Source organism: Massilia eburnea (assembly GCF_050709955.1).
GTDB lineage: Bacteria > Pseudomonadota > Gammaproteobacteria > Burkholderiales > Burkholderiaceae_D > Rugamonas > Rugamonas eburnea_A.
In genome coordinates this window covers 73,922-99,445 of sequence record NZ_JBNZFX010000016.1, presented here as the reverse complement: position 1 = coordinate 99,445, position 25,524 = coordinate 73,922, and the positions used below count along the sequence as shown (strand labels likewise).

The following is a 25,524-nucleotide window of genomic DNA, read 5'->3' as shown; positions in this document are numbered from 1 at the left end:
CGCGGCACTTGGGAGCCGGTAGAGGACCCGGACAAAGGCTACCGCGCGGGCAAACTCGTATTTAACCTGCACGGCCACAAGATGCATGGGCCGCTGGGCGCTGGTGCGCATGCGGGGCAAGGGCGAGAATAAGGAGCCCTGGCTGCTGATTAAGGGAGAGGGACGAATACGTTCGCCCTGCCGCTGAATTCAGCGTGGTCGATGAGATGCCGGACAGCGTCAAAGCGCTTGGCGCGGTCGCCGCGACGGAAGCACCCGAACGACCGGCGGCGCCACGCATCAAACGCCTGCCCCGCCGAGTTGGAACCGGAACTGGCAACGTTGGTCGACGGCCCGCCATCGACGCCGGAAGACTGGCTGTTTGAGGTCAAGTACGACGGTTATCGCCTGCTGGCACGGATCGAAGGCGGCGATAGTCACGCTGCACACCCGCAACCGCAACGACTGGACGCATAAGCTGGAACCGTTGCGCGCGGCGCTGGCCAAGGCCAAGCTTCCCGACGGTTGGTATGACGGTGAAATCGTGGTCCACAACGAAGAGGGCCGGCCGGATTTTGGCCTGTTGCAGCAGGCTTTCGACGGCGAGCGCACGAAAGACATCGTCTACTTCCTGTTTGATTCTCCTTACCTGGGCGGCGAAGACTTGCGTGGCCTGCCGCTCGAAGAGCGCCGGGTCAGGCTGGAGGCTGCAATGGCCAAGATTAAAGGCGACACCATCCGCCTCAGTGCCGTACTGCGGGCTTCTCCCGACGAAATGCTGGCTGCAGCCTGCAAGATGGGGCCTCGAGAGGTGTGATCGGCAAGCGCCGCGATTCGACCTACACGGAGCGCCGTTCGCGCGACTGGATTAAACTCAAATGCGTCCAGCGCCAGGAGTTTGTAATTGGCGGCTACACCGATCCGCAAGAGCAGCCGCACCGGCATCGGCTCGCTGCTGCTTGGTACTTACGGAAAGGATGGCGAATTGCATTACGCCGGCAATGTCGGCACTGGTTTCAACGACAAGACCTTGCGCGACCTCGCAGAGAAACTGATGCGATTGAAGGCAGAAGAGAGCCCTTTCGCCACCAGCAAAGCCATCGCCCGCAAAGCCCACTGGGTCAAGCCGCAACTGGTGGCTGAAGTCAGCTTCGGCGAGTGGACGCGCGGCGGTTCAGTGCGGCATGCCGTGTTCCAGGGGCTGCGCAAGGACAAAAAGGCCCGTGAAATCAGCCGCGAAGTTGCTGCCCATGTGGAGGAAGAAACCGTGCACAGCAAACTGCCCGCATCGCTCAAAGTGACTAATCCGGACCGCCTGGTCGACTCGGCCAGCGGAATCAAAAAGATTGATGTGGTGCGTTACTACGCCCTGGTGGCGGACTTGATGCTGGAGCACACGAAAGGCCGTCCGATCGCGCTCTTGCGCGCGCCGGACGGCGTCGGTTCCGAAGCATTCTTCCAGAAGCACGCCGATGTGAGCAAACTGCGCGGCCTGAAGGAATTCCCGCGCGAGCTGGACCCCGATCATCCGCCGATGCTGGAAGCGGGTACGACGCAAGCCTTGCTGTCTGCGGCGCAGTTCAATGTGATTGAATTCCACACGCAGAATGCTTTTGGCCGCACTTACGAAAAGCCGAACCGCATTCTGTTCGACCTTGACCCGGGCAGCGGCGTTGAATGGGCGCAGATCCAGGAGGCGGCGCAGCTGGTGCATGCCTTCCTCGAAGAACTTGGCTTGCCGAGCTTTCTCAAGACCAGCGGCGGCAAGGGGCTGCACGTGGTGGTGCCTATCAAGCCGTACTACGATTGGGATACGGTGAAGGCGTTCAGCAAGCAGGTTGTCGAGCATATGGCGATGACGCTGCCGGACAGGTTTGCCGTCAAGAGTGGTCCGAAGAATCGGGTCGGCAAGATCTTCATCGATTACCTGCGCAATGGGCGCGGCGCAACGACGGTGGCTGCGTGGTCGGCCCGTGCGCGGCCGGGGCTTGGGATTTCGGTGCCTGTCGGCTGGGACGAGCTGGCCAGCTTGCGGGGTGGGGATCATTGGACAGTTGCCACGGCCCACACGCGGCTGGATGTCGGTAATTCGCCCTGGGCAGGTTATGCGAAGGCCGCAGTCGGCCTGGCGCCGGCAATGAAGGCGATCGGCGCGACCGGCTAAAGGCACGGGGCAGGCGAGGTCGGGTCTGACCCAGGTTTACCGGTTCTCTTGGTTGATCGAGTATCGGGCTAAAGTCGCGGGCGGCGCGAGTGCATGGAAAACCGGTAAACCAGGGTCAGACCCAAGGGTCTGACCCTGATATTCGTTGGCCGCTGACTTACGGACGTGCCTCAGGCGGCTTTGCGGCGCGGACTGGTGGATTTCGAGGTGGATTTGGCTGCGCTGGTGCGCTTGGCTGCGGGCTTGGCGGCCGATTTGGTTGAGCGCGACGAGGTAGTGCCAGTTTTGCTGGCGGCAGCGCCAGAGCCGGTGCTGCGACGGGCGCGCGGCGCGCGTGGTGCTTCTTCCTGTTCTTCGACCGGTTCGTCGGCAGCGGCTGCTGCGGCCTTGCCCTTGCCACCAAGGCTTTGTTTGAGCAGTGCCACCAGATCCACCACATTGCTGGCCTTCGGTACCGGCGATTCGTTGGAAGGCTCGGTGATCGTGTGGGTGTGGCCAGCCTTTACCTTTTTCTCGACCAATTTGAGCACGTCTTCGCGATAGGTGTCGTGGTATTCCTTGGGATTCCATTTCTCGCTCATGTCTTCGACCAGCGACAGGGCCATTTTCAGCTCCTTGTCGGTCAGGCCGGAGTCGCCCGGCAATTTCAGGTCTTCCGGATTGCGGATCTCGGTCGCATACCGCAGCGTATTCATGATGATGCCGTCGCCAACGGAAACGAGAGCGCACAAATGCTGCCGGGTGCGGATCACCACCGTCGCAATCGCGATCCGGCCGGCCTTGTGCAGGGTTTCGCGCAGCAGCGCGTAGACCTTGTCGCCGCCGCGTCCTGGCGAGAGGTAGTAGGGCGTTTCATAGAACGTCAGCGGCACTGAGTCCGCATCGACGAAGGCCATGATGTCAATGGTCTGCGTCGCTTTCGGGTTCGCCAGCCGCAAGTCCTCGTCGCTCAACACCACGTACTCGCCATCCGAGTATTCGTAGCCTTTGACGATGTTGTCCCAGGTGACTTCCTTGCCGCTGCCTTTGTTATAGCGCTTGAAGCCGATCGGCGAAAAGTCCCGCTTGTCCAGCATGGTCAGGTCCAGGTCGTGCGATTCCACCGCCTTGTGCAGTTCCACCGGGATGTGCACCAGGCCGAAGCTGATTGCGCCTTTCCAGAGTGCTCGTGCCATGTTTATTCTCCAACGCTGCCGGTAATCGGCAACACGATGCCGGTGATATAGCTGGCGCATGAGGGTGCCGCGAGGAATACGAAGGCCGGCGAAATCTCTTCCGGTTGCGCTGGCCGGTGCATATCGGTCTGCGAACCGAATTCCTTGATTTTTTCAGGTGGCTGGTCGGCCGGGTTCAGGGGCGTCCACACCGGGCCAGGGGCCACAGCGTTGACGCGGATGCCTTTCTCAAGCAGGTTGGACGCCAGCGACATCGTGAACGCATGAATGGCGCCCTTGGTAGTCGAGTAATCCAGCAGTTTTTTCGAGCCGCGCAAACCCACCACCGAGCCGGTATTCAGGATCGAGCTGCCGCGTTTCATATGCGGCAACGCCGCCTTGGCCATGTGGAAGTAACCGTAGATATTGGTCTTCATGGTCAGGTCGAAGCGTTCCTCCGATAGCTCCTCCAGCGAGCCGGCGTGCTCCTGGAAGGCGGCGTTGTTGACCAGGATGTCGACCTTGCCGAAAGCACGCATCACCTCATCGATGGCTTGGCGGCAGAATGCAGGTTCGCGTACATCGCCTGGAATCAGGATGCAGTGCTGGCCTTCGGCCTCGATGTATTTCTTGGTCTCGACAGCGTCTTCCTGCTCATCGGCGAGATAGATCAGTGCAACGTCGGCGCCTTCGCGCGCATACAGCACAGCTACCGCGCGGCCGATGCCGGAATCGCCGCCGGTAATCACGGCCGCCATGCCGGCGAGCTTGCCGCTGCCGCAATAGTCGGGCGCCATGAATTGGGGCTTCAATCGCATCTGGTGTTCCAGGCCGGGTTTTTCCAGGTGCTGTTCAGGTAGCGGCGGCGCCGGGAAATCGTGTGTCCCGGTCTGTGCTGGCTGTTTATTTTCCTCAGCCTTAGGCCTGGCCGCGTCGCGCTGGTCCTGTTCTTGCTGGACGGTGCGCTGTTCGCTGCCCGCACCAGTCTTTTGCTGCGAATTCGACATGGCTTCCTCCTGTGCTCGGAAGTTCAGTATTCGCCCGAGCAACGTTGCTAACCGTGCGCTCCCTCACATAATAGGGATGTTGTCTGGAGTGAACTTGTGGCAAACTAGGCCTTATGGCTAATGCTGCTGGCCGTCGACATCACACCGGCCTTTTCTTCCATCCCGATCCCGTGCGAAGCCAGGAGTTTGTGGCCGCCTGCGCCGAATCGTTCGATCGTTTGCTGACCGCGGACAGCATTGCCAGCGCACGTTATGCGATGGCGCATAATAAGATCTCCCTGCTCGTTATCGATCTCGATGGCCCGGATACGACGGCCGGCAATGAGCTGGCGGCACTGGTGCGGAGCCGCGCCGGAGCGCCGGTTCTGGTGTTGTGCCCGGTTACCCGTACCTCGACCATGGCCGAACTGATGGCGCAGGGTCCGCTGGCTTACCGCATCACGCCGATCACACCGAAAGCCGTGTGTGAAGCGGTGACAGCGCTGCTGGCACCGGTCGCCAATACCAAGGCTTCGGCCCAGCAGCACTTGCTGGACCTGGAAGCGGACCTGAACGACCTGCTGTCGATCCAACGCAGCTTGCAACGTGCACTCTACGGTTCGGAAGAAATCGAACGGATGGGCTCCCGCATCTGCAATGCACTGTGCAGCTATCCCGGCATTTGCCACGCTGCTTTGTTCCAGGCTGTCGATGAGGGCGCGTTGCGGCTGGTGGCACAGGATGGCCGTATTGATCTCGACATCAAGGAAGTGCTGGGCGGGCGGGAAGAATTGCTGGAAGCGCCCGTGCGGCGCGGGGAACTGGTGCTGCTCGATGCGCCAACCAAAGCCGGCGATCCGGAGCTGACGGAAATGCTGGAAGAGCAGGGGGTGCACATGCTGCTGGCTTTCCCGTTGCGCGGTGAGCCCGGTGGGCCGCTGCTGGGCGCTGTCAGCATGCTGTTCGACCGGCCCGTGATCATGAGCCGTGAACATTTCAGTTGTTTCGGCTCTGCCGCACAACTGATCAGCTTTGGCATGGTGATGAGCGACCTGCGCCACCAGAATAATGCACTGGGGCTGGAGATCACGCAGATTACGCCATTTGACGGCTTGACCGGCGTGTCCAACCGGCGCCAGGGCGAGCACGTGCTGGATAGCGAAATCCGGCGCGCGCGCCGCTACGGCCTGCCATTGGCGGTGATTGCCTTCGACCTCGACAGCTTCCGCACCGTCAACGAGTTGCATGGCTATACCACGGGCGACCGCGCCTTGTCGGTATTGGCCGCGATGATTCAATCGCGCCTGCGCAGTTCGGACACCATGGCGCGCATGCGTGGCGAACAATTCATGGTCATCGCCACGCATACCGTAGCGATCGATGCCTTCAAGCTGGCCGAAGAACTGCGTGAGACAATTGCTGCCACCGAACTGCCGGGTGGCGACACTGTGACGGCCAGCTTCAGCGTGGCCCAACTCGCCCCCGACGAGGGCGCCACCGAACTGGTCACGCGGCTGGAGGCTGCGCTGCACCGGGCAAAGCGGGCAGGGCGCAACTGCGTCGAACTGGCCATGGCGCGCTGAAAAAGACGGCGGCTCACCCTCGCAAGCCGCCGCAAAGCACGATAAATAGATGACGATCGTCATCCGCGTGTGATATATTACATCCATAATAAAAATAATCAAGGAGAAGATCATGCGTGTTAGCAGGGAGCAAGCGGCCCAGAACCGCGAACGCATTGTTGAAACGGCATCGCGGCTATTCCGCGAAAAGGGCTATGACGGCATCGGCGTGGCCGACCTGATGAAAAGCGCCGGCCTGACGCACGGCGGCTTTTACGGCCATTTCGCCTCCAAGGAAGACTTGCTGGCCGAAGCTTTCGGCAAGGCGATGGAAAATTCCGCCAAGCGCTGGCGCGAGCTGCTGTCCGAGCAGCCGGCCAATCCGCGCTCCGCACTGGCCCATATGTACCTGACTGCCAAACACCGCGACAACCCGGGCAGGGGTTGTGCGCTGGCGTCGCTTGGCCCTGATGTGTCGCGTGTCGGACCGGAAGTGCGGCAAGCGATGGACGACAGCTTCAAGGCGCAGCTCGAGGCGCTGGCGCAGGCGCTGCCCGGCGAATCTGGGCAGGCAAGGCGCGATGCTATCGCCACTTATGCCGCCATGGTCGGCGGGCTGGTGCTGGCTCGCTCGGTGGCCGATAAAAAGCAGTCCGACGAAATCCTGGCAGCGGTGCTGTCGTCGCTGGAACAGGAACGCTGATGCTGGCCTGGCTTCGAAACTACCGGCGCGCGATGCTGCCGGGAGATATCAGTGCGGGTATCGTGGTGGCGATGATGATGATCCCGCAAGGCATGGCTTATGCACTTGTTGCGGGCTTGCCGCCGGTGACGGGCATTTACGCCAGCATCCTGCCTCCCATGATGTATGCGATCTTCGGCACCAGCATGACGCAGTCGGTGGGCCCGATGGCGATTGTGTCGTTGATGACGGCTGCCATCATCGGTCCTATGGCGGGCGCCGGTTCCGGCCTGTATTCGGTGCTGGCGGCGCAACTGGCGCTGGTGTCGGGGGCAGTGCTGCTGCTGTGCGGCCTGCTGCGGCTTGGGTTCCTCGCCAACTTCTTCTCGCGTCCCGTGATGAGCGGCTTTACCGTCGGTTCCGCCCTGGTGATCGCGTGGGGCCAGCTCAAACCTTTGCTGGGCGCCGGGCTGCCGCATTGGCATGGCCCGAGTGCCGCCCTGGGGCTGGGTTCCGTGCTGTTGCTGGTGCTGTCGCGCAGCCACCTTGCGCCCATGCTGCGCGCCCTTGGCATGAAGCCGGCAGGCGCCGACATGGCGACGCGCCTGGCGCCGATGCTGGTCGTGATGCTTGGCCTGCTTCTGGTACAGGTGCTGGGGCTGGAAGCGATGGGGGTGAAAACCACCGGTCAGGTGCCGAGCGGCCTGCCGCAATTGAACCTGGCGATGTCGCCGGCGCACTGGCAGCAACTGGTGCAACCTGGCCTGCTGGTCGGTTTCGTCATCTTTATCATGAGCATGTCGGCAGCGCAGTCGTTGGCGTTGAAACGCAACGAAAAGCTGGTCAGCAACCACGAATTGGTGGGCCTGGGAGCGGCCAATGTGGCCGCCATGGTATCCGGAGCTTTCCCGGTTACCGGCAGCATGTCGCGCTCCGCGGTGAATTTCGCGGCCGGTGCGCAGACGCCTTTGGCCAGCATTTTTACTGCCGCTTTGCTGGCCTTGGCGCTGGTGGCACCGACCGGCTGGCTGGCGCTGCTGCCGATGCCGGTGCTGGCTGCGACCATCATCGTCGCCGTGCTCGGCATGCTGGAGCTGGGCACTTTGCGTACCGCATGGCGCTATGACCGCGGCGATGCACTGGCCTGGTTTGCCAGCGCTGCCGGCGTGGTGGCGCTGGGCGTGGAAGCAGGCGTGCTGGTCGGCGTGGCGCTGTCGATGGGCACCTTGATCTGGCGCGCCAGCCGGCCCCATATCGCGGTGCTGGGCCGCATTGCGGGCAGCGAGCATTTCCGCAATATCGAACGCTATCCGGCCGAAACCAGGCCCGAGTTGCTGGCGCTGCGCATCGATGCCAACCTGTTCTTCGGTAACGTGGAAGCGGTGCAGGAGCGCATCGAGGATGAACTGCGCAGCCACCCGACGGCGCGCAACCTGGTGCTGGTGATGACGGCAGTCAGTTCGATCGATACTTCGGCGCTGTTCGCGCTGTCCGAATTGAACGCAAACCTGGCGCGTCGCGGCATCGGCTTGCACCTGGCCGAGGTCAAGGGGCCGGTGATGGACCGCCTGCGTCAGTCCGACCTGCTGCAAACGCTGAACGGCGAAGTTTTCCTCAGTATCGACATCGCCGACAAAAAGTTGCGCTAGTCGCTGGATTGGGTATGATCGCTGCTACATGGGCGGCATATCCTTCAAACGATTCTGGGCCGGCTTGCTACTCGCCGTTTGGGCGCTGGCTGCGCACGGCGCAGGCACGGCAAGTGCCCACGTCCTGTTGCTCAATTCATACAGCCCCGGGCGGCCCGGCATCGACCGTGTCACCGATGCTTTCGTACAGCGCCTGCGCGAAAGCGGCATCCCGCTCGATCATATTCATGTCGAATTCCTGAACCAGGAGCAGCCCAATGCGGAAATCGTGGCGCCGGCACGCCGTGCCTTGCTGCTGGCGCAGCATGGCGGCGGGCGCATCGACATGCTGGTGGCGCTGCAGCAGCCGGCCCTGAATTTCGCTTTGCGCGAACTGGGCGACATCGCGCCCGAAGCGCCCCTGCTGACCGACAGCGAACCGTCGACATTGCAACTGGCCGGCAGCCGGCGTCCGATCTTCCTGTACACGATCGTGCCGGACCTGGGGGCTACCGTGAAAGAGGTCATGCAGCTCATGCCGCGCACGCGGCGCGTGGTGATTCCAGGCGGTGTCGGTGAGGCGGACCGGGCGTTCCAGCGCCAGGCGGAGGTCGACCTGGCGCCATGGCTGCGCCAACTGCAGGTCGAATTCCTGCAGAACATGAGCTGGGCCGAGCAGATGCGCTACATCGGCAACCTGACGCCGGATACCGTGGTCGTGACAGGCATGTTCAACCGCGACCGTGACGGCTATTCGCTGCCCACCATCGACGCCGCGCGCGACACCATGCGAGCCGCAAATGTGCCGGTGTTCTCGCTGTTCGACAGCATCGTGGGCGAAGGGGCTGTGGGTGGCGCGGTGCGCAACCTGCGGCAGTCCGGCCGCGAGCTGGCGCAAAGCGTGCTGGCTGTCATCGGCGGGCGGCAGGGCGCAAATGGCGCCGTGACCAGGGTGCCGGTGGGGCCGGTGCAAAGCCTGTACGACTGGCGCCAGCTCGAACGCTGGAATATCGACCCCTCGCCGTTGCAAGGCGCGACTATCCTGTTCAAGCCGCCGTCGCTGTGGCAAGCCTACCGCGGCGCAGTGCTTGGCGCCGCCAGCGCGATCGTGCTGCTGGCCGGGCTGCTGGCAGCCATGCTGGTACGGCGGCGCCGCTTCGGTTGAATCCCCGCGCAGCTTGATACGTTTCTGCACAATCGCGGCATTGACGGCGCCGGGCCTTTGGCCGTAAGGTACACTCCCGGAACCGTTACCAACCTGAGCTTCGGGAGCACCATGAAACAGATTGTCGCAGCACTCGCCATCGCAGCAGCCTTCAGTTCTCCATCCTTTGCAGCAGCCAAACCCGGTAGTGCCGATGCCCGTTTTACCGCCATCCACAAGGCGGAGTGGAAGTGGCGCCTGCAGCAGCGCTTGGAGGACGATGAAGACGATGTGCGCGGCGTCGAGAGCCGCCTGCCAAACGTCAGCCTGGCGGTGCAATTGGAGCGCCAGAAGAAATGGGAAGAAACGCTGCGCCAACTCGAAAGCATCAAGCCTGAACAGCTTTCGAACAAGGAGCGCATCAACTACCAGGTGTACCGCGCGCAGGTCGCCGCGCTGCTGGATAACCAGCGCTTCCGCGAATACGAAAAGCCGCTGAACGCCGACTCTTCGTTCTGGGGCAACCTGGCCGGCGAAGCGCGCAAATCCTTCCGCACTGCCGAAGACTACCGCAATTACGTGGCGCAATTGAACGATGTGCCGCGCTACTTCAGCGAAGAGATCACGAATATGCGCGCCGGCCTGGCGCGCGGCTTCACGCCGCCGAAGATCACGCTGGAAGGCCGCGACAAGTCGATCACCTCGGTCACTGAGGCCAAGCCGGAAGACGTGGTGTTCTTCAAGCCGTTCAAGGAAATGCCGAACGTGATCCCGGCCGCCGAGCAGGAGGCGCTGAAAGCCGAGGGCTTGAAGGCGATCCGCGAAAAGGTGATTCCGGCCCATGCCGGACTGCTGAAGTTCATGCGCGAGGAATACGTGCCGCAAGCGAAGGAGACGCTGGCCGCCGAAAGCTACCCGGACGGCAAAGCGTATTACCAGTCGAAGATCGTTGAATTCACGACCACCACGCTGAGCGCCGAGCAGATCCACCAGATCGGCCTGGACGAGATGGCCAAGATCCGCGCCGAGATGCACGAAGTGATGAAGCAGGTTGGCTTCAAGGGCGACCTGCCGGCCTTCCTGCAATTCCTGCGCACCGACCCGCAGTTCTACGCCAAGACGCCGGAAGAACTGCTGATGCGCGCGGCGTGGATCGCCAAGAAGTTCGATGGCAAGGTGGCCGACTACTTCGGCCGCCTGCCGCGCAGCCGCTTCGCCATCATCCCGGTGGCGCCGGAGATCGCGCCGTTCTACACGTCCGGCCGCGGCGGCCCTGGCGGTTACTGGGTCAACACCTATAACCTGCCGGCCCGTCCGCTGTACTCGCTGCCTGCGCTGACCCTACATGAATCGGCGCCGGGCCACGCTTTCCAGATGCCGGTCGCACTGGAACAGAAGGGCCGTCCGGCATTCCGCAATGCCTATATCTCCGCTTACGGCGAAGGCTGGGCACTGTACTCCGAGCGCCTGGGCACCGAGATGGGCATTTACGAGACCCCGTATGAAGTGTTCGGGATGCTGAGCTACCAGGCCTGGCGCGCCTCGCGCCTGGTGGTGGACACCGGCGTGCACGCCAAAGGCTGGACCCGCGAACAGGCGCAGAAGTACCTGATGGAGAATACGGCGCTGTCCTCGCATGAGGTGATGACGGAGGTCGACCGCTATATTTCGTGGCCGGGCCAGGCGCTGTCCTACTACCTGGGCGAGATGGCGATCTTCGAGGCGCGCAAGAAGGCGGAGCAGGCCTTGGGCGGCAAGTTCGATATCCGCGCCTTCCACGACACCATCCTGGAACTGGGTTCGGTACCGCTGCCGGTACTGCAGGCGCGCATCGACGAATTCATCGCCGGCGGCGGCAAGAGCCCGTATCCGAAGGAATAAGCGCACCGGTGTGGTGCATCGCCTTATGCTGGTGCAAAAAAAGTGAGAGAATCACTTGAAATTACTGGCATGAGTCTTGCAGATATAGGTCATATGACTGATCGCACTACACTGACTGTGACAAACCAGGGGAACCGTCCTATCCAGGTCGGCTCCCATTTCCACTTTTTCGAAGTCGATTCGGCGCTGCAGTTCGAGCGCTGGAAGGCGTATGGCATGCGGCTCGATATCGCGCCTGGAACGGCGCTGCGTTTCGAGCCGGGCAAGGCGCAGTCCATCACGCTGGTGCGCCTTGAGGGGGATGCGGAGGTCGCTGGCTTCAGTGCTGGCGCAAGACGATAGGCGCCATCAGCTCGGGATGCTTGCCGAGGTGGCCCTCGAAACCGGCGCGAATGGCCGCCATGTCTTGTTCCTCGTCGCCGGTCATCCACACATGATCGATCAGGCCCAGGGTCTTGTTCGGGAAATCGATATACACCAGCACCAGCGGCACCTTGGCGGCCAATGCCAGCTGGTAGAAGCCGCTCTTCCAATAAGGCTTGTAGCCGCGCGTGCCTTCCGGCGTGATGCCGACCCAGTACCAGTCTTCCTTCATCATGGCATCGGCCTGGGCCTGGATCAGGCCTTGCGGCGCGCTGCGGTCAACCGGCGCGCCACCGAGGTAAAGGAACCAGCGGCCCAGCAACGGGATCTTGAACAGGCTGTCCTTGGCCAGCCAGCGGAACGGCAGGTTCAGCGCCCATTTGCCGAGCAGCCCGATGATGAAATCCCAGTTCGACGTATGCGGGTAGACCACAGCGATACCGCGTGGCTCCGGCAATGGCTTGAACTTCATCTGCCAGCCGAATGCATGCAACAGGCGTAAGGCGACGCGCTGCTTTAGTGTTGGCAGTTTGTCCGCCACTAGCTTATATTGATCCATGCCTTCCCCATTGTTTTATTGCTACCATTGAGCATTTGTAACTCTTGGTGCTGAAAATTTGTGCGGCGGTATTCTATCTCGCCGACCCCGGGGCAGCAAGGTGAAATTATGACGAGGCAAGTCTTGTGCGTCGCTGCGACAACGGCAGCGCTGCCGGCGGCTTTGCTTGCCGCCGACAAAACTTTCGACGTCTGCCACGTGGCCGGTCTGGCCGAGGCAGCGGCGGCCTTGCGCGAACAGCACTTCCCGGTGGGCTTGCTGGTGCTGGATGGCTGGACCGGCCCGCTCACCGAACTCGACCATTTCCTGCGCCGTCACAGCCGGCCGCGCTGGGTGGCTGTATTCCTGCCGCAAGCGTTGGAAGAGTCGGCTTTCCGGCAACTGGTCCATGACCATTGCGTCGATTTCCATACCTGGCCGCTGGATGCGCCACGCCTCAGCCATACGCTGGGGCATGCGCTTGGGCTGGCCGCGCTTGTCGGGCTCGGCCATATGCCGGAAGAATGCCAGTCGATGCGGCTGACCGGAGGCAGCACGGCTATTACGCTGCTGCGCCAGCAGATACTGAAAGTCGCCGGCGCCGACGCGCCAGTGCTGATCTGGGGCGAAAGCGGTACCGGCAAAGAGCTTGTGGCGCGTGCGATACACGAACATTCGGGACGCAGCGGCGGGCCGTTCGTGCCCATCAATTGCGGGGCGATTCCGGCCTCGCTGGTGCAGTCGGAATTGTTTGGCTACGAGAAGGGCGCGTTTACTGGCGCCGGCCAGGGCAAATGCGGGCTGATCGAATCGGCCAGCGGCGGTTCCATTTTCCTGGATGAGATCGGTGACCTGCCGCTGGAGCTGCAGGCCAACCTGCTGCGCTTCCTGCAGGAGAAAACCATCTACCGCGTGGGTGGCACCCGCAGCGTGCCGGTCGATGCGCGCGTGATTGCGGCCTCGCACGTCAAACTGGGCGACGCGGTCGAGCGCGGCCATTTCCGGGAAGACTTGTTCTACCGGCTCAATGTCCTGACCTTGCAGGTGCCTGCCTTGCGCGAACGGCGCGACGACGTGGTGCCGTTGGCGGAGGAGGTGTTCCATGGTTACGCGACAGAACGTGCACGGCACGTGCGCGGCTTCAGCAACAGTGCTTTGCGGGCGCTGCGGGCGCACGACTGGCCGGGCAATGTGCGGGAGCTGCTGAACCGTGTGCGGCGCGCTGCCGTGATGGCCGATGGCGCCTTGATCCAGCCGCACGACCTGGAGCTGGATGGCTTGGGCAGTGCCGTTGCCGCGGAAGATCTCGACACTGCCCGTGCCGGTGCCGAGCGGATCGCTCTGCAAGGGCGCATCGATGCCGGCCACAGCATTACCGCGATGGCGCGCGAGCTGGGGGTATCGCGCATGACCTTGTATCGCTTGATGGCGAAACATGGCATCCAGCGGCCGTCACGCCGTGGCGAAGACTGAGCTCGCGAACTGCCGCGTCACAAAAATGTGACATTGCCGTACGACCCTTCTCTCCTATGGTGGAAGGCACGCTGTGGTTGCCAGTGTGTCACAGCGGCGTGACACACTGACCTCCTTGATGCACTCCACTTGCTGTGCCGCCGCATTAAAGTCGAGCAATTTCAACGGCTTAATGTAGGTGGCATCAAGCTTGCGATATCGGTACAAGCCCCAGTGTTGCGGGCGCTTGAAAATATATCGACATTAGCGAGGACGAGATGAAGAAAACATTGCTTGCAGCAGCCATCGCACTGGCGATGGGTAGCGCATTTGCACAGGAGACTCCGCCGCCTAACGTGAGCCAGGCCGGGCCAGGGGCCCAGGCCAACGACAATTCCACGGCCACACAGACCAGCGACAGTAGCCAGGCAAATGCCAACAACAACAGTAGCGGCGCCGCTGATGCGGCTGCGATTGGGGCCGCCGCGGCCAACAACGGCGCGACAGCGACATCGTCGATGGCCAATGCCTTCAATACTTCGACAGCTACCGCGGTCAGCACCCTGACCGGTACCGTCACCAATAACACCATCAACAATATCGGCAATGTCGCCAGCAATGGCGGCAATGCCAATGGCGGTGCGGGTGCTGCTGCGACTGGAGGCGGCGCAGCGGGCGGCAATGCGAACGGCACTGGTGGTGCTGGCGGCATGTCCAACGGCGGTGCCGGTGCGGCAGGTTCGACCGGCGGTGTGGCCTTCAATGGCAGCGCTGTTGGCGGTAATGGCAGCGGTGGCGGCGGTTCCGGCGGCGGAGCAACCGCCGGCGCAGGAACAGGCGGCACCACGGGTGCCGGGGGACTGGCGGCCGGCGCGGCAAGCGGTCGCGGCGGCGATGGTGCGCGTGGCGGTGAAGGCGGTGCCGGTGGTGCAGGCGGCATCGTTGGGGGTGGTGCCGGTGGTTCTGGTGGCGCAGGCGGTGCGGCGGCCGGCGGAGCCGGCGGCCTGGTCGGTGCTGCCGGCAGCGGTGCGGGCGGAGCCACGGGCGCGGCAACTGGCGCGCGCGGCGGCGATGGCGGAGCAACCGGTGCAGCTGCCGGTGGCGCGGGTGCTATGGGCGGGTCAGGCGGTGCGGCAGGCGCTGGCGGCATGTCAGGTGCCACCGGTAGTGTTGCCTCTGGCGCTGCGACATCCTCGCAGAGCTCAGCGGGTGGCGCCGCCTCCAGCGGCAGCGCGGGCGCGAGCAATACCGCCTCGAATGGCACCAGCGGCACCGAGCCACTGACCATTCCTGGCATGGGTGACCAGAACAGCACAGGCGGCACCTCCGGTTCGGCTGACGCACAGTCCGCCAATACCGGCAACGCTTCGACTTCCGGTGCCGGCACCAGTGGTGCTGGCGGCACTGGCGGTGCGGGCGGCGGCGGCGGTGCTGGCGCTGCTGGCGGCAGTGGTGCCGCGGCAAGCAATACCGCCGGCAATGGCGCTGCTGGCGGGGCCAACAGTTCGGGGGCCGGCGGCGGCAGTGGCGCCGTTGCGGCGAATGGCGGCGCCGGTGCCTCGGGGACTGGCGGCGCAGGCGGCGGCGGTGCGGCTGGCGGCAGCGGCACCAGCACCGGTGGCGCAGGTGCTGCCGGCGGCAATGGCGGCAACGGCGGCTCCAGCGGGCTGGCCAGCAATACGGCCGGTTCGAGCGGTGGGGCCGGCGGCGGCACGGGCGGTGCGGCGACAGGTGGCAGCGGCAGCGGTGCGGCGGGCACCGGCGGTGCGGCCACCAATGGCAGTGCCACGGCGGGTGACGGCGGCGCTGGCGGTGCCGGCGGCGGCGGCAATGTGGCTGGTGCGGGCGGCGACGGCGGCACCAATACCGCAGGCGCGGCGACCGGCGGCAATGCCACCGGCGGCAACGGCGGCGCTGGCGGCACCAATAGCGTTACGGCGGGCACCTTCGACATGTCGAACACCATGAGCGGCGTTGGCCAGTCGGCTGCGGGCATCATGGTGATCAGCCAGAACAACGGCATGTCTTCGCTGGTGCAGCAGAGCGTGAACGTGCAGGCCAACCTGGCCGTGGGCAAATAGCCCGCGCGGCATCATGCAAAGCTTAGGCAGGCCAGTGCTAGTCCTGGCCCTGTGCGCCGCATGGGTGCCGGGCCTGGCGGTAGCGTCCCCTTGGGTGGGTGCGCTGCCGCTTGGCCCGCTGGCCGCAGTGGCGGGCCCGTCCCCGCCTGAAGCGTGGCCCGCGCCGCAAGCGCTTCCGGCGGTGAGCGGCAAAGAGCGCCCCGCGCAAGATGAGCGCCTGGAACAGATGCGCGGCGGCAGCGAAGCGCCGTGGAGCGATATGAAGCTGGCCGGCACTGTGGCCAACAACAGCGCGGTCAATGTCGTGACCGGCGCCAATATCGTGACTGACGGTGCGTTCAGCAACGCGTCGGGCCTGCCGATGGTGATCCAGAATTCGGGCGCCAACGTGCTGATCCAGAACGCAACCATCGTCAACGTGCAGATCAAATGAGAGGCCTCATCAGCGTTCTGGCATTGCTGCCGGCATTTGCCGCGCAGGCCGCCGACTTTTCAGCCGGCGGCGCCAGTTTTGTGCTGCCGGTGACCAGCATGAAGGAGGCGCGCTTCCGCACGACTGTGCGGCAGCAATACGATTTTAGTTGCGGCTCGGCGGCGTTGGCGACCTTGCTTAGCCATCACTACGATTTTCCGGTCACGGAGCAGGAGATCTTCCGTGACATGTTTGTCCGCGGCGACCAGCCGCGCATCCGGAGTGAAGGATTTTCGCTGCTGGACATGAAGCGCTTCCTGGCCACGCGCGGTTTTACGGCGGACGGCTTCGAGCAACCGCTGGACAAGCTGGCGCAAGCGGGCTTGCCGGCGATCGTGCTGGTGGCCGACAACGGCTATCGGCACTTTGTCGTGGTCAAGGGGGTGCAGGGCGAGCGGGTGCTGCTGGGCGATCCGGCTGGCGGTACGCGTGCCTTGTCGCGCCAGGGCTTTGAGGCGATCTGGCAGAACCGCCTGCTGTTCGTGATCCACGGCCGGCCTGGCAAGGCGCGCTTCAATGAAACGGCGGACTGGCGGGTGGCGCCGCAGGCCTTGCTGGCGGAAGGCATCTCGCGCGACAGCCTGCGCGACGTGACGGTGCCGAAACTGGGCACCAGCGATTTTTGAGGGGAGGGCAGCATGAAGCGAGGAATCGGCACGACGGCGGGATTGTGGCTGGTGCTGGCACTGCCTGCCATGGCGCAGGGTCCACCCGACGGCTGGGCTCCGGCGCCGGATGCAAGGCTGGAAGAAGCCCGTGGTGGTTTCGAGAACGGCAGCGGCTTGCTGGTGGCGCTGGGTGTGGAGCGCATGATCGAAGTGAACGGCGTGGTGGTGGCGCGCAATCGTGTCGATCTGGCCGATGTGGCGCGGCTGGCGAATTCGCCGGAGGCCGGCGCGGCGCTGGCGCCGATGCTGGTGCAGAACAATACGAATGGGCAGTTGATCCGCAGCCTGACCACGATCGACTTCACGGTCAACGCACTGTCGGCATTGAAAAGCATGAACCTGGAAGGCAACCTGCGCCAGGCATTATCGAACGTCATTGTGCCCCGCTAGGGAGGGAGCGATGCTTTCAAAGAAAATCGCGGCCGGGATGCTGATCCTTGCGAGCGAGGCGGCGCTGGCGCAAGTGCCGGCGGCGCAGCGCAGCAATGCAGAGTTGTCAGCCGAGCTGACTGAGTTGAAAAAAGCGCTGGCCGAGCAGCGCGCCTTGCTGGAGGATTTGCGGCGCCAGGTGGTGGAGGAGCGCCTGGCATCCTCGCGCGGCACCGGCGCTGCGGGTGCAGGCACGGGTGAAGGCACAGCGCAAAGCCAGCCGCAGCCCAATGTTCCGCCGCCGGGTGGGGCACCGCAGCCGGCACTGGCGGTCGGGCAGCCGCCGAAACGCGATATCAAGCCGCCGGAGGTGGCGCCGATCTTCGAAAGCCCCGGTGTGCTGACAGCGCGTGGCAAGCTGGTGCTGGAACCCGCCTTCCAGTTCGGCTATTCGTCCAGCAACCGTGTTGCCCTGGTTGGCTACACCATCATCCCCGCCTTGCTGATCGGCCTGATCGACGTGCGCGAAGTGAAGCGCAATACGAGCACCGCCACGCTGAGCGGCCGTTACGGCTTGAGCAACCGCACCGAACTTGAATTGCGCCTGCCGTACATCTACCGCTCCGACTCCACCGTGAGCCGCGAAGTGTTTACCGGCACTGCTGTGGAAAAGGTGTTCGACGTCAGCGGCCGCGCCATGGGCGACATCGAGCTTTCACTGCGCCACCAGCTCAACGAGGGCGGCGCCGACAAGCCGTATTACATTGCCGGCTTGCGCTTCAAGAGCCGAACCGGGCGCGACCCATTCGATGTCGTAACCGATTGCGTGCGCCGTTGCATCGGGGAGAACGCGACGGGCACCGGCTTGCCGCTGGAATTGCCAACCGGTTCCGGCTTCTATGCATTGCAGCCCAGCCTGACCTGGCTCTACCCGAGCGATCCCGCCGTGCTGTTTGGCAGCGTCAGCTACCTGTACAACTTCCAGCGCAAGAACCTGAGCCGCCTGGTGCTCGATGGCGAGCGCGAGCCGCTCGGCACGGTGAAGCCGGGCGCTGTCATCGGCTTTAATTTTGGCGTCGGCCTGGCACTGAATGAAAAAGCTTCCATCAGCTTCGGCTACGACCACAGTTCGATTGCCCGCACGCGGCAAAACGGGGTGCCGGGGCCAGGCTCGGTACGTACGCAACTGGGCACCTTGCTGGTTGGCCTTTCCTATCGCCTGAATGCGAAACGGACGGTCAATGTTTCGGTGGGAGCGGGGCTGACGCGCGACACGCCGGATGTCTCCATCATGCTACGGGTGCCGACGAGCATGTAGTTGCCGTTTACGCTAATCTAGCGTTTTGGCAACTAAAAAGAAGGAGATCGAATGATCCTGAAAAAGCTCGCCGTACCGTTCGCATTGGCCGCCATTGCAGGCGCCGCTCACGCCGCCGCGCCGATGGCCAAGACCCAGGCACCTGGCTTCTACCGCATGGCGGTGGGTGACTTCGAAGTGACCGTGCTGAGCGACGGCACGATTGACCTGCCGATGGATAAGCTGCTGCATCAAAAGCCAGAGAAATCGACCAAGACGCTTGAGCATAACTTCCTGAAGTCGCCAGTTGAAACGTCGGTCAACGCGTTCCTGGTGAATACCGGCTCGAAGCTGGTGCTGATCGATACTGGTGCCGGCGGACTGTTCGGCCCGACCCTTGGCAATCTCCTGGCCAGCCTGAAAGCGGCCGGCTACCAGCCGGAGCAGGTCGACGAGATCTACATCACCCACCTGCATGGCGACCACGTCGGCGGCCTGGGCGTGCTGGACAAGCCGGCGTTCCCGAATGCCGTGGTGCGCATGGATAAGCACGATGCGGATTATTTCCTGAGCAAGGCGAACCTGGATAAGGCCAGCGCTGAGGCGAAGGGCAATTTCCAGGGGCCGATCAATGCGGTGTCGGGCTATGCCGGCAAGGTGAAGCCGTTTGAGGGCAATACCGAACTGGTGCCGGGCGTGCGCTCGACTTCCAGCTATGGCCATACGCCTGGCCACACCACCTATGTGGTGGAGAGCAAGGGGCAGAAGCTGGTGCTGATTGGCGACTTGATGCACAACGCGGCGGTGCAGTTCCCTGAACCGGGCGTGACGATTGAGTTCGACAGCGATTCGAAGGCTGCGCTGGCGCAGCGCAAGGTGGCGTTCGCCGAGGCGGCGAAGCAGGGATATTGGATGGGAGCGGCGCATTTGCCGTTCCCGGGCGTGGGGCATTTGCGCGCCGAGGGGAAGGGGTATAAGTTCTTCCCGGTGAATTACTCTGTAAACCGTTAAAACCGGTAAACCAGGGTCGGACCCAAGGTCTGACCCAGATGTGCCGAAGCCTCAGACCGAAATGGAGGCGGGTCAGACCCTTGGGTCTGACCCAGATTTACCGGTTTCAGGCCAGCGCAGGATAGTCGGTATACCCCTCAGCCGCCGGCCCGTAGAACAGCTCCGGACGCTGCGCATTCAGCTCCGCGCCGGTCTGCAGTCGACGCGGCAGGTCCGGATTTGCAATAAAGTCCTTACCCCACGCAATCGCATCGGCACGGCCTTCGGCCAGCGCAGCCTGCGCACCGGCCACATCGAACTTCTCGTTGGCGATATAAATCCCGCCAAACTCCCGCTTCAACAACGGGCCCAGCGAATCATCGCCGACCGCCTCGCGCGCCGCAATGAACGCAATGCCACGCTTGCCCAGTTCGCTCGCGACATAGCCGAACGTCTCGACCGGTGTCGAATCGCCCATGTCATGCGCATCGCGGCGCGGCGCCAGGTGCATGCCGACGCGGTCGGCGCCCCAGACGCCAATCACGGCATCGGTCACCTCGAGCATCAGGCGTGCGCGGTTCTCGATGCTGCCGCCGTATTGGTCGCTGCGCTGGTTGGTCGAATCCTGCAGGAACTGGTCGAGCAGGTAGCCGTTGGCGCCGTGGATTTCCACGCCGTCGAAGCCCGCTTTCTTCGCGTTCTCGGCGCCTTTGCGGTAAGCCTCGACCACGCCGGCGATTTCGGCGGTATCCAGTGCGCGCGGCACGGAATAGGGACGTGCGGGACGCAGCAGGCTCACGTTGCCTTTGGCTGCAATTGCGCTCGGCGCGACCGGAGCCTGGCCATCCAGCAGGCTAGGGTCGGAAATACGGCCCACGTGCCACAGCTGCAGCACGATCTTGCCGCCTTTTGCATGCACCGCTTCGGTCACCAGCTTCCAGCCTTCGACTTGTTCGTCGGACCAGATTCCGGGCGTGTTTTCATAGCCCACGCCTTGCGGCGTAACGGAAGTCGCTTCGCTGATGATCAGGCCGGCAGTTGAGCGCTGCGCGTAGTACTCGGCCATCAAGGCATTCGGCACGCGCTTGCCACCGACCGCGCGCGAGCGGGTGAGGGGCGCCATGACGACGCGGTTTTTCAGGGTCAGCGCGCCGATGGCGATGGGGTCGAACAGGGTGCTCATAAGGTATTCCTCTCATGCTCAATAAATTGCAGGATGACCTCCTCATTGCGTTTGAAGAAATTCCACTGGCCGACCCGCTGCACCGTCACCAGTCCCGCTTTCTGCAGGATGGCAAGGTGGCCCGAGACGGTCGATTGCGACAATCCGGCCTGCTTGTCGATCATGCCCGCGCAGACGCCCAGCGACAGCGGCGCAAGCTGCTCGCTGAACCAGGCGTCCGGCTCTTTTAGCCAGGACAGGATCTGGCGCCGGACCGGATTGGCCAGGGCCTTGTGGATTGCATCAATGTCAATAGAGTTGGTCATATTTCGGTGTTTCGCGATAAGTATATCGGAAAATACCGATGCGTATATCGGAGCATAGCGATGGAATTCAAGGCTTGATTTTATGCCAACCGGTAAAGAACCAGTGCCAGCACAGCCGGCACGGTCTGCACGAAGATGATGCGTTTGCTGACGGTCAGGCCGCCCCAGATGCCCGCCACGGCCACGCACAGCAAGCCATACGTGATGAAGGCGGAACGCACGGCAGGTTCACCATGCAGCAGCCCGACAGCCAACGCCGCCACCAGGAAGCCGTTGTAGCAGCCCTGGTTCGACATGGCCGGCTTGACGATGGCCGCCTTTTCCGCTGACAGGCCGAACACGCGGCGGCCGCGGGTGTCGAAGAAGACAGTTTCCAGCAGCACGATATAGACGTGGATCAGCAGGACGATGGCGACGGCGATCTGCGCGAACAACAGCATTGTGGGGCTCCCTGAAAGTTTGGACCCCCAATGATATACTGTCGGCCTTCTCCCGCGGGGACGACCTCGCCGCAAGACCTGGGAGCCAGGCGGGGACGACCCCGTCGTGACTTGGGAGAGCATCATGCATTGGATCGTCCTGTTACTTGCCGGCCTGCTGGAAGTCGTCTGGGCCGTCGGACTCAAATACACCGAAGGTTTCACCAGGCTGGTGCCGAGTGCGGTGACCTTGGCCGCCATGGCCGGCAGCGTTGTGCTGCTTGGGCTGGCGCTACGCACACTGCCGCTGGGCACTGCCTACGCCATCTGGACCGGCATCGGTACCGTGGGCACCGTCATCTGGGGCATCATGATGCTGAATGAGCCGGCCAACGTGGCGCGGCTGGTGTGTATCGCAATGATCGTGCTGGGTATCGCCGGCCTGAAGATGCTGTCGCCGCATTAATTGTTGCGCGGGCCGACGCCCGATTCATCCGACCAGCGCGCGTGGATGCGCGCCAGCTCGCCGCTGTCGCTGAGCTTCTTGACTGCGGCGACCAGTAACTGCGCTGCCTGTGGCGGCGCCTTCTTGCTCACCCACAGGAACATCGAGTCCTCCTTCAGGATCGCTGGCATCAGCTTGACTTTGTCCTGCAGTTTCTGCTCGCGGATCAGCCAGTGCAGGGTCAATTCGTTCATGTAGAAATAACGTACGTGGCCGGCCACGATTTTGCGCAAGTTGGTCACGTTGCTGCCGGTGCTGTCGTCGACCGTGATGCCGCGCGAACGCAACTGGTCAATATAGGCTGCGCCGCGGGAGGTCGTGACCAGCGGCTTGAGGCGCGCCAGGTCGTCCAGCGAATTGATTTCGGCCGTATCGTCGGCAGCCGCCGCCAGGCGCTGGCGCGAGATGTATAAAGGCTGAGGAATCGCGATGGCGATATGGCGGCGTAAAGGAGTGGAGACCAGGGCACAGGCAATATCGGCCGTGCCCAGGCGCAGGTTCTGCTCGATCACCAGCACCGAGCGGATGTCATCCTGCCCCGTAAAGCGGATGCGCGGTTCAACGCGGGAGATAGCGGCAAGGATGTCGGGACAAACGCCGGTGGAGGGGCTGCCCTCCTGCTGGATCCATTTGGGCGGCAGGCTTTCCTGCCCGGTGACGCGCAATACCAGGTCGCTGGCGGCCGCCGCAAAGGGCAGGGCTGCAAACAGGATCGCGAGCATCGCGGTAAGTGGGAATATTTTCATTATGTTTACCCCCTACCGCGATTCTAAAACTAATGGCTATCAGACGAAAGAGTCACTCACCTTTGCGAGATAGAACCATTCGGCGTTGGGCTTTGCATTGACGTCGGGGAACAACATATAAGCGTCGAATGGCGCCAGCACGGCGCTGCCATCGGCCCGGCGGCCGATTTCGTCGCCAACCGACAGTCGGTCAAAGCTGGACCAGGTGCGGCTGAAGGCATCGGCAGTATCGAGCTTGTCGTGCACTTCGACCATCGACAGGTATTCCATGTCCTCCAGTGCGATCGGCTCGGGCTTTGGCGCATCGATCAGGCCGAAGTGGGCCAGGACGTTCATGATGGCGCGGTAAGCTACGTCCGGTGCCTGCGGGTCAAAGTGCTGGCCGCATTCCAGGGTCAGGGCCATGCCGCCGGTGCTGCGCATGTATTCGGTGGTGCCGACGCCATATTTCAGGACGGTCTGTACTTCGCTGTCGTTGCGCAGGCGGCGTTGCACGCCGGCGCCGTAGGTCGCCATCCAGCCGTCGACGAAACGCTTGACGCCGAGGATGCGGGCCATGGCGCGTTCTTCCGCCTCGTGCCTGAACGGCTGCAGGCTGCCGTCGTTGTTGCGCGGGCCGACCATCACGAATGGCTGGCTTTGGGCGTTGAAGGAGTGCAGGTCCAGCAGGATTTCATGTTGACCGAGCAGGGGGCACAGCCAGTTGGCGATGTGGTCTTCGAAATCCTGCGGGTTCTCGCTTGGGAACAGGTTGCGGTTCAGGTTACGGTCGCCGGAGCGCTGGCCTTTCTGGTAGGCCAGCGGATTGGTAATCGGGACGAAGGTCACGCTGCCGTTCAGGATATGCAGTTCGCCCTTGTCCAGCTGCTCCATGACGCGCAGGATGCCTTTGGTGCCGCAGGTCTCGTTGCCGTGCACGGCGCCGGTGACGATCAGGCGGCGGCCCTTGCCCTGGCCGGTGTAATTGACAGATTTGAAATGCATTTTGCTGGCGTCGGTCATGCTGTTCCCTTGTGGCGAATAAGTGGCCAGTATTCTATCGCAGTAAAATGCGCGCATGAATCGATCTTCCCGCATCCACGGCCTGGATACTTTGCGCGCGCTGGCCATCATGCTGGTGTTTGCCAACCATTACATGTCCTTTGTCAGCCACGAGCCGACCTTCGGCTGGTTCAGCGAAATCGGCTGGGCCGGCGTGGACTTGTTCTTTGCGCTTTCCGGTTACCTGATCGGCAACCAGGTGTTTTCCGCCTTGCGTGGGCCAGGGCTGTCGCTGCCGAACTTTTACGCACGGCGTCTGCTGCGCACCTTGCCGGCTTACCTGGTGGTGCTGGCGCTGTATGCGTATTGGCCGTATTGGGCGGGCAATTCGCCACATGCGCCGTGGTGGAAGTACCTCACCTTCACGCTGAATATCAACCTGAAGCCGGGGACATTGTTTTCGCACGCCTGGTCGTTGTGCGTGGAGGAGCAGTTTTACCTCCTGTTGCCGCCAATCGCGCTGGCGGTCGCGGCGGTCATGCGGGTGGGCGGTTCGCGCGGCCTGACGCTGGCGCTGGGCTGGGCGGCGCTGGTATCGGCGATCGCGGCAGGCATGTGGCTGCGCGATGGCTGGTGGCAGCCGGCCATGGACCTGGGCGAGCGCGGTAGCCGCAGCTACTACACCTTGATCTACTATTCCACGCTGTCGCGCTTTGACGAGCTGCTGGCCGGCGTCGCGCTGGCGATGCTGCGCAACTTCCACCCGAACCTGTGGCAGCGCCTGGTAAGGCATGGAAACTGGACGCTGGCTGCCGGTGCAGCGTTGACGGCGCTGGCCTTTTGGCTGTTCCTTGAACACCACTTCAGCTGGGGCATGTCGGTCTTTGGCTACCCCTTGCTGGGCCTTGCCTTTGCGACCCTGCTGCTGGCAGCCCTCAGCGAAGGCTCGCTGCTGCACCGCACCCGCATCCCCGGCATGGGCGCGCTTGCCGTCTGGTCGTATTCGATCTACCTGACGCACAAGCAGCTGTGCATCCTGCTGGCCGACCATTGGGAGGCGGTCGACCTGGACTCGATCGCCATCATGATCGCGGCCAGCATTTTCGCCGGATGGCTGCTATATTTTGCGGTCGAAGCGCCGTTCATGAGCCTCCGCGAGCGCTTCATTCCGAACAACTTCAAACGGAGATCGAATGAAGCAACTGTTGGCAGCGTCCCTGCTACTCCTTAGCGCGCAAGCATTCGCATAACCCGCAGCCGGGCCCTGCGCGCGCATGGTGGTGATCCAGCCGAGGCTCGATACAGCCAGTATCTGCCAGCCCCTGCCTGGGGCGAGGGCGCTGGTACGCGGCGTCCGGATGGAGCTGCTGCGCTACCGCGCCGACCTGAGCTACACACCTAAAGACTAGCTGCGCATTTCGATGACGTTGTCCTTCTCGGCGTCAGTCAGGAAGGCAAACAGGGTACGGACGCGAGCCGGCGCCTCGTAGCCTTCGGTCGCTTCGATGGTGCGGCGCAGGCCAGGCGAGGCTTCAATGGTATGCGGACTGGCGAAGGCACGAATCAGCAAGGCAGCCAGTTGCGCCGCCTCGCGCTCGTGATTCTGGCGCAGCCGCCGTTCGATCACGTCGATCACCACGCGCTGCATGCGCGGGGTGGGATTCTCGATATGTGCGAACACCAAAGGTGTATTGGCGATGGCCTCGCAGATACGGCGCTCGATGTCGTCCGCCTTGGTATCGGAGGGGATGTCGAAATACGCACCCGCCCACCGGGTACGTGCGTACTGGTGGCCGGGCGGGAAGGAGTCGGCGGTGTCGAAGCCGAGCGCATGGCTCAGCCTCTTCAACCAATCAAGGATGACGGTGCTCATGGCGGACATTGTACCGCCACTGTCCAGGCGACGTGCGCGGGCCTCACGCATGCTGCTGGTATACTGCTCGGTCGCCCCTGAATGCCAGCATGTGATTGCACT

26 protein-coding genes are annotated in these 25,524 nt (G+C 63.1%); 17 read left to right on the top strand and 9 right to left on the bottom strand.

Annotation, left to right across the window (positions count from 1 at the left end; genetic code table 11):
• Positions 1-361: 361 nt before the first annotated feature.
• On the top strand, positions 362-796 hold the full coding sequence (locus ACQ4MM_RS09970) for a hypothetical protein (protein WP_431477225.1): 435 nt from the start codon (positions 362-364) through the stop codon (positions 794-796).
• Positions 797-883: 87 nt separating this feature from the next.
• Positions 884-2,143, top strand: a complete 1,260-nt coding sequence (gene ligD / locus ACQ4MM_RS09965; RefSeq protein ID WP_431477224.1) for a DNA ligase D — start codon at positions 884-886, stop codon at positions 2,141-2,143.
• Between the two features lie 170 nt (positions 2,144-2,313).
• Here ligD and ACQ4MM_RS09960 read toward each other — a convergent pair whose 3' ends face one another.
• Together ACQ4MM_RS09960 and ACQ4MM_RS09955 are read right to left on the bottom strand one after the other, a co-directional pair.
• Complete coding sequence (locus ACQ4MM_RS09960; protein WP_431477223.1) at positions 2,314-3,318, bottom strand: Ku protein; 1,005 nt, start codon at positions 3,316-3,318, stop codon at positions 2,314-2,316.
• 2 nt (positions 3,319-3,320) lie between these two features.
• Positions 3,321-4,304, bottom strand: coding sequence for an SDR family oxidoreductase (locus tag ACQ4MM_RS09955; RefSeq protein ID WP_431477222.1), 984 nt, complete (start codon positions 4,302-4,304; stop codon positions 3,321-3,323).
• Positions 4,305-4,417: 113 nt separating this feature from the next.
• On the opposite strand from ACQ4MM_RS09955, the gene ACQ4MM_RS09950 reads away from it, so the two are divergent.
• From ACQ4MM_RS09950 to ureB, 6 genes are all read left to right on the top strand, one after another.
• Positions 4,418-5,866: a diguanylate cyclase gene (locus tag ACQ4MM_RS09950; RefSeq protein WP_431477221.1), complete on the top strand. Its 1,449-nt coding sequence runs from the start codon at positions 4,418-4,420 to the stop codon at positions 5,864-5,866.
• Between the two features lie 112 nt (positions 5,867-5,978).
• A complete protein-coding gene (locus ACQ4MM_RS09945) occupies positions 5,979-6,548 on the top strand; it encodes a TetR/AcrR family transcriptional regulator (protein ID WP_431477220.1) in 570 nt (189 codons plus the stop codon).
• Positions 6,548-8,176, top strand: a complete 1,629-nt coding sequence (locus ACQ4MM_RS09940) for a SulP family inorganic anion transporter (protein WP_431477219.1) — start codon at positions 6,548-6,550, stop codon at positions 8,174-8,176. Before ACQ4MM_RS09945 ends, ACQ4MM_RS09940 begins: the two co-directional genes overlap by 1 nt.
• Positions 8,177-8,240: 64 nt before the next feature.
• A complete protein-coding gene (locus ACQ4MM_RS09935; RefSeq protein ID WP_431477218.1) occupies positions 8,241-9,320 on the top strand; it encodes a hypothetical protein in 1,080 nt (359 codons plus the stop codon).
• Between the two features lie 111 nt (positions 9,321-9,431).
• On the top strand, positions 9,432-11,180 hold the full coding sequence (locus ACQ4MM_RS09930) for a DUF885 domain-containing protein (RefSeq protein ID WP_431477217.1): 1,749 nt from the start codon (positions 9,432-9,434) through the stop codon (positions 11,178-11,180).
• A gap of 69 nt (positions 11,181-11,249) precedes the next feature.
• Complete coding sequence (ureB, locus tag ACQ4MM_RS09925; RefSeq protein ID WP_090442381.1) at positions 11,250-11,522, top strand: urease subunit beta; 273 nt, start codon at positions 11,250-11,252, stop codon at positions 11,520-11,522.
• On the opposite strand, the gene ACQ4MM_RS09920 is transcribed toward ureB, so the two are convergent.
• On the bottom strand, positions 11,500-12,102 hold the full coding sequence (locus tag ACQ4MM_RS09920) for a 1-acyl-sn-glycerol-3-phosphate acyltransferase (RefSeq protein WP_431477216.1): 603 nt from the start codon (positions 12,100-12,102) through the stop codon (positions 11,500-11,502). The genes ureB and ACQ4MM_RS09920 overlap by 23 nt on opposite strands.
• Before the next feature lie 108 nt (positions 12,103-12,210).
• Between ACQ4MM_RS09920 and ACQ4MM_RS09915 the strand changes: the two genes are divergently transcribed.
• The 7 genes from ACQ4MM_RS09915 (at position 12,211) to ACQ4MM_RS09885 (ending at position 19,431) form a co-directional block, all read left to right on the top strand.
• Positions 12,211-13,554, top strand: a complete 1,344-nt coding sequence (locus tag ACQ4MM_RS09915; protein ID WP_431477215.1) for a sigma 54-interacting transcriptional regulator — start codon at positions 12,211-12,213, stop codon at positions 13,552-13,554.
• A 257-nt stretch (positions 13,555-13,811) separates the two neighbouring features.
• Positions 13,812-15,614, top strand: a complete 1,803-nt coding sequence (locus tag ACQ4MM_RS09910) for a hypothetical protein (protein WP_431477214.1) — start codon at positions 13,812-13,814, stop codon at positions 15,612-15,614.
• Positions 15,615-15,648: 34 nt separating this feature from the next.
• Positions 15,649-16,047: a hypothetical protein gene (locus ACQ4MM_RS09905; protein WP_431477213.1), complete on the top strand. Its 399-nt coding sequence runs from the start codon at positions 15,649-15,651 to the stop codon at positions 16,045-16,047.
• Complete coding sequence (locus tag ACQ4MM_RS09900) at positions 16,044-16,712, top strand: C39 family peptidase (protein WP_431477212.1); 669 nt, start codon at positions 16,044-16,046, stop codon at positions 16,710-16,712. The genes ACQ4MM_RS09905 and ACQ4MM_RS09900 overlap by 4 nt, the downstream gene beginning before the upstream one ends.
• Positions 16,713-16,724: 12 nt before the next feature.
• A complete protein-coding gene (locus ACQ4MM_RS09895; protein ID WP_431477211.1) occupies positions 16,725-17,144 on the top strand; it encodes a hypothetical protein in 420 nt (139 codons plus the stop codon).
• Positions 17,145-17,154: 10 nt separating this feature from the next.
• Positions 17,155-18,441 (top strand): acetate kinase, encoded by a 1,287-nt coding sequence (locus tag ACQ4MM_RS09890; protein ID WP_431477210.1) that lies wholly within the window; start codon positions 17,155-17,157, stop codon positions 18,439-18,441.
• Positions 18,442-18,492: 51 nt separating this feature from the next.
• Positions 18,493-19,431: an MBL fold metallo-hydrolase gene (locus ACQ4MM_RS09885; protein WP_431477209.1), complete on the top strand. Its 939-nt coding sequence runs from the start codon at positions 18,493-18,495 to the stop codon at positions 19,429-19,431.
• Positions 19,432-19,537: 106 nt separating this feature from the next.
• Here the strand turns inward: ACQ4MM_RS09885 and ACQ4MM_RS09880 are convergent, their stop codons facing one another.
• The 3 genes from ACQ4MM_RS09880 to ACQ4MM_RS09870 form a co-directional block, all read right to left on the bottom strand.
• On the bottom strand, positions 19,538-20,593 hold the full coding sequence (locus tag ACQ4MM_RS09880; RefSeq protein ID WP_431477208.1) for an alkene reductase: 1,056 nt from the start codon (positions 20,591-20,593) through the stop codon (positions 19,538-19,540).
• Complete coding sequence (locus ACQ4MM_RS09875) at positions 20,590-20,898, bottom strand: ArsR/SmtB family transcription factor (protein ID WP_431477207.1); 309 nt, start codon at positions 20,896-20,898, stop codon at positions 20,590-20,592. The genes ACQ4MM_RS09880 and ACQ4MM_RS09875 overlap by 4 nt, the downstream gene beginning before the upstream one ends.
• An 80-nt stretch (positions 20,899-20,978) precedes the next feature.
• Positions 20,979-21,338, bottom strand: a complete 360-nt coding sequence (locus ACQ4MM_RS09870) for a DUF1304 domain-containing protein (RefSeq protein ID WP_431477206.1) — start codon at positions 21,336-21,338, stop codon at positions 20,979-20,981.
• A 124-nt stretch (positions 21,339-21,462) separates the two neighbouring features.
• On the opposite strand from ACQ4MM_RS09870, the gene sugE reads away from it, so the two are divergent.
• Entirely contained in the window at positions 21,463-21,783 is a 321-nt protein-coding gene (gene sugE, locus ACQ4MM_RS09865) for a quaternary ammonium compound efflux SMR transporter SugE (protein WP_431477205.1), read from the top strand.
• Here sugE and ACQ4MM_RS09860 read toward each other — a convergent pair.
• Both ACQ4MM_RS09860 and ACQ4MM_RS09855 read right to left on the bottom strand, forming a co-directional pair.
• Positions 21,780-22,568 carry a substrate-binding periplasmic protein gene (locus ACQ4MM_RS09860; RefSeq protein ID WP_431477204.1) on the bottom strand — a complete coding sequence of 263 codons (789 nt, stop codon included), beginning with the start codon at positions 22,566-22,568 and terminating at the stop codon, positions 21,780-21,782. The genes sugE and ACQ4MM_RS09860 overlap by 4 nt on opposite strands.
• Before the next feature lie 39 nt (positions 22,569-22,607).
• On the bottom strand, positions 22,608-23,570 hold the full coding sequence (locus ACQ4MM_RS09855; RefSeq protein WP_431477203.1) for a succinylglutamate desuccinylase: 963 nt from the start codon (positions 23,568-23,570) through the stop codon (positions 22,608-22,610).
• Between the two features lie 55 nt (positions 23,571-23,625).
• Between ACQ4MM_RS09855 and ACQ4MM_RS09850 the strand changes: the two genes are divergently transcribed.
• Complete coding sequence (locus ACQ4MM_RS09850; RefSeq protein ID WP_431477202.1) at positions 23,626-24,780, top strand: acyltransferase family protein; 1,155 nt, start codon at positions 23,626-23,628, stop codon at positions 24,778-24,780.
• Positions 24,781-24,954: 174 nt separating this feature from the next.
• On the opposite strand, the gene ACQ4MM_RS09845 is transcribed toward ACQ4MM_RS09850, so the two are convergent.
• On the bottom strand, positions 24,955-25,422 hold the full coding sequence (locus ACQ4MM_RS09845; RefSeq protein ID WP_431477201.1) for a hypothetical protein: 468 nt from the start codon (positions 25,420-25,422) through the stop codon (positions 24,955-24,957).
• Between the last annotated feature and the right edge of the window lie 102 nt (positions 25,423-25,524).

Coding starts and splice junctions, on each gene's coding strand:
- ACQ4MM_RS09960 (WP_431477223.1), bottom strand. CDS start 3,318: ATGGCACGAGCACTCTGGAAAGGCGCAATCAGCTTCGGCCTGGTGCAC.
- ACQ4MM_RS09955 (WP_431477222.1), bottom strand. CDS start 4,304: ATGTCGAATTCGCAGCAAAAGACTGGTGCGGGCAGCGAACAGCGCACC.
- ACQ4MM_RS09950 (WP_431477221.1), top strand. CDS start 4,418: ATGGCTAATGCTGCTGGCCGTCGACATCACACCGGCCTTTTCTTCCAT.
- ACQ4MM_RS09945 (WP_431477220.1), top strand. CDS start 5,979: ATGCGTGTTAGCAGGGAGCAAGCGGCCCAGAACCGCGAACGCATTGTT.
- ACQ4MM_RS09940 (WP_431477219.1), top strand. CDS start 6,548: ATGCTGGCCTGGCTTCGAAACTACCGGCGCGCGATGCTGCCGGGAGAT.
- ACQ4MM_RS09930 (WP_431477217.1), top strand. CDS start 9,432: ATGAAACAGATTGTCGCAGCACTCGCCATCGCAGCAGCCTTCAGTTCT.
- ureB (WP_090442381.1), top strand. CDS start 11,250: ATGAGTCTTGCAGATATAGGTCATATGACTGATCGCACTACACTGACT.
- ACQ4MM_RS09920 (WP_431477216.1), bottom strand. CDS start 12,102: ATGGATCAATATAAGCTAGTGGCGGACAAACTGCCAACACTAAAGCAG.
- ACQ4MM_RS09915 (WP_431477215.1), top strand. CDS start 12,211: ATGACGAGGCAAGTCTTGTGCGTCGCTGCGACAACGGCAGCGCTGCCG.
- ACQ4MM_RS09910 (WP_431477214.1), top strand. CDS start 13,812: ATGAAGAAAACATTGCTTGCAGCAGCCATCGCACTGGCGATGGGTAGC.
- ACQ4MM_RS09900 (WP_431477212.1), top strand. CDS start 16,044: ATGAGAGGCCTCATCAGCGTTCTGGCATTGCTGCCGGCATTTGCCGCG.
- ACQ4MM_RS09895 (WP_431477211.1), top strand. CDS start 16,725: ATGAAGCGAGGAATCGGCACGACGGCGGGATTGTGGCTGGTGCTGGCA.
- ACQ4MM_RS09890 (WP_431477210.1), top strand. CDS start 17,155: ATGCTTTCAAAGAAAATCGCGGCCGGGATGCTGATCCTTGCGAGCGAG.
- ACQ4MM_RS09885 (WP_431477209.1), top strand. CDS start 18,493: ATGATCCTGAAAAAGCTCGCCGTACCGTTCGCATTGGCCGCCATTGCA.
- ACQ4MM_RS09880 (WP_431477208.1), bottom strand. CDS start 20,593: ATGAGCACCCTGTTCGACCCCATCGCCATCGGCGCGCTGACCCTGAAA.
- ACQ4MM_RS09875 (WP_431477207.1), bottom strand. CDS start 20,898: ATGACCAACTCTATTGACATTGATGCAATCCACAAGGCCCTGGCCAAT.
- ACQ4MM_RS09870 (WP_431477206.1), bottom strand. CDS start 21,338: ATGCTGTTGTTCGCGCAGATCGCCGTCGCCATCGTCCTGCTGATCCAC.
- sugE (WP_431477205.1), top strand. CDS start 21,463: ATGCATTGGATCGTCCTGTTACTTGCCGGCCTGCTGGAAGTCGTCTGG.
- ACQ4MM_RS09860 (WP_431477204.1), bottom strand. CDS start 22,568: ATGAAAATATTCCCACTTACCGCGATGCTCGCGATCCTGTTTGCAGCC.
- ACQ4MM_RS09855 (WP_431477203.1), bottom strand. CDS start 23,570: ATGACCGACGCCAGCAAAATGCATTTCAAATCTGTCAATTACACCGGC.
- ACQ4MM_RS09850 (WP_431477202.1), top strand. CDS start 23,626: ATGAATCGATCTTCCCGCATCCACGGCCTGGATACTTTGCGCGCGCTG.
- ACQ4MM_RS09845 (WP_431477201.1), bottom strand. CDS start 25,422: ATGAGCACCGTCATCCTTGATTGGTTGAAGAGGCTGAGCCATGCGCTC.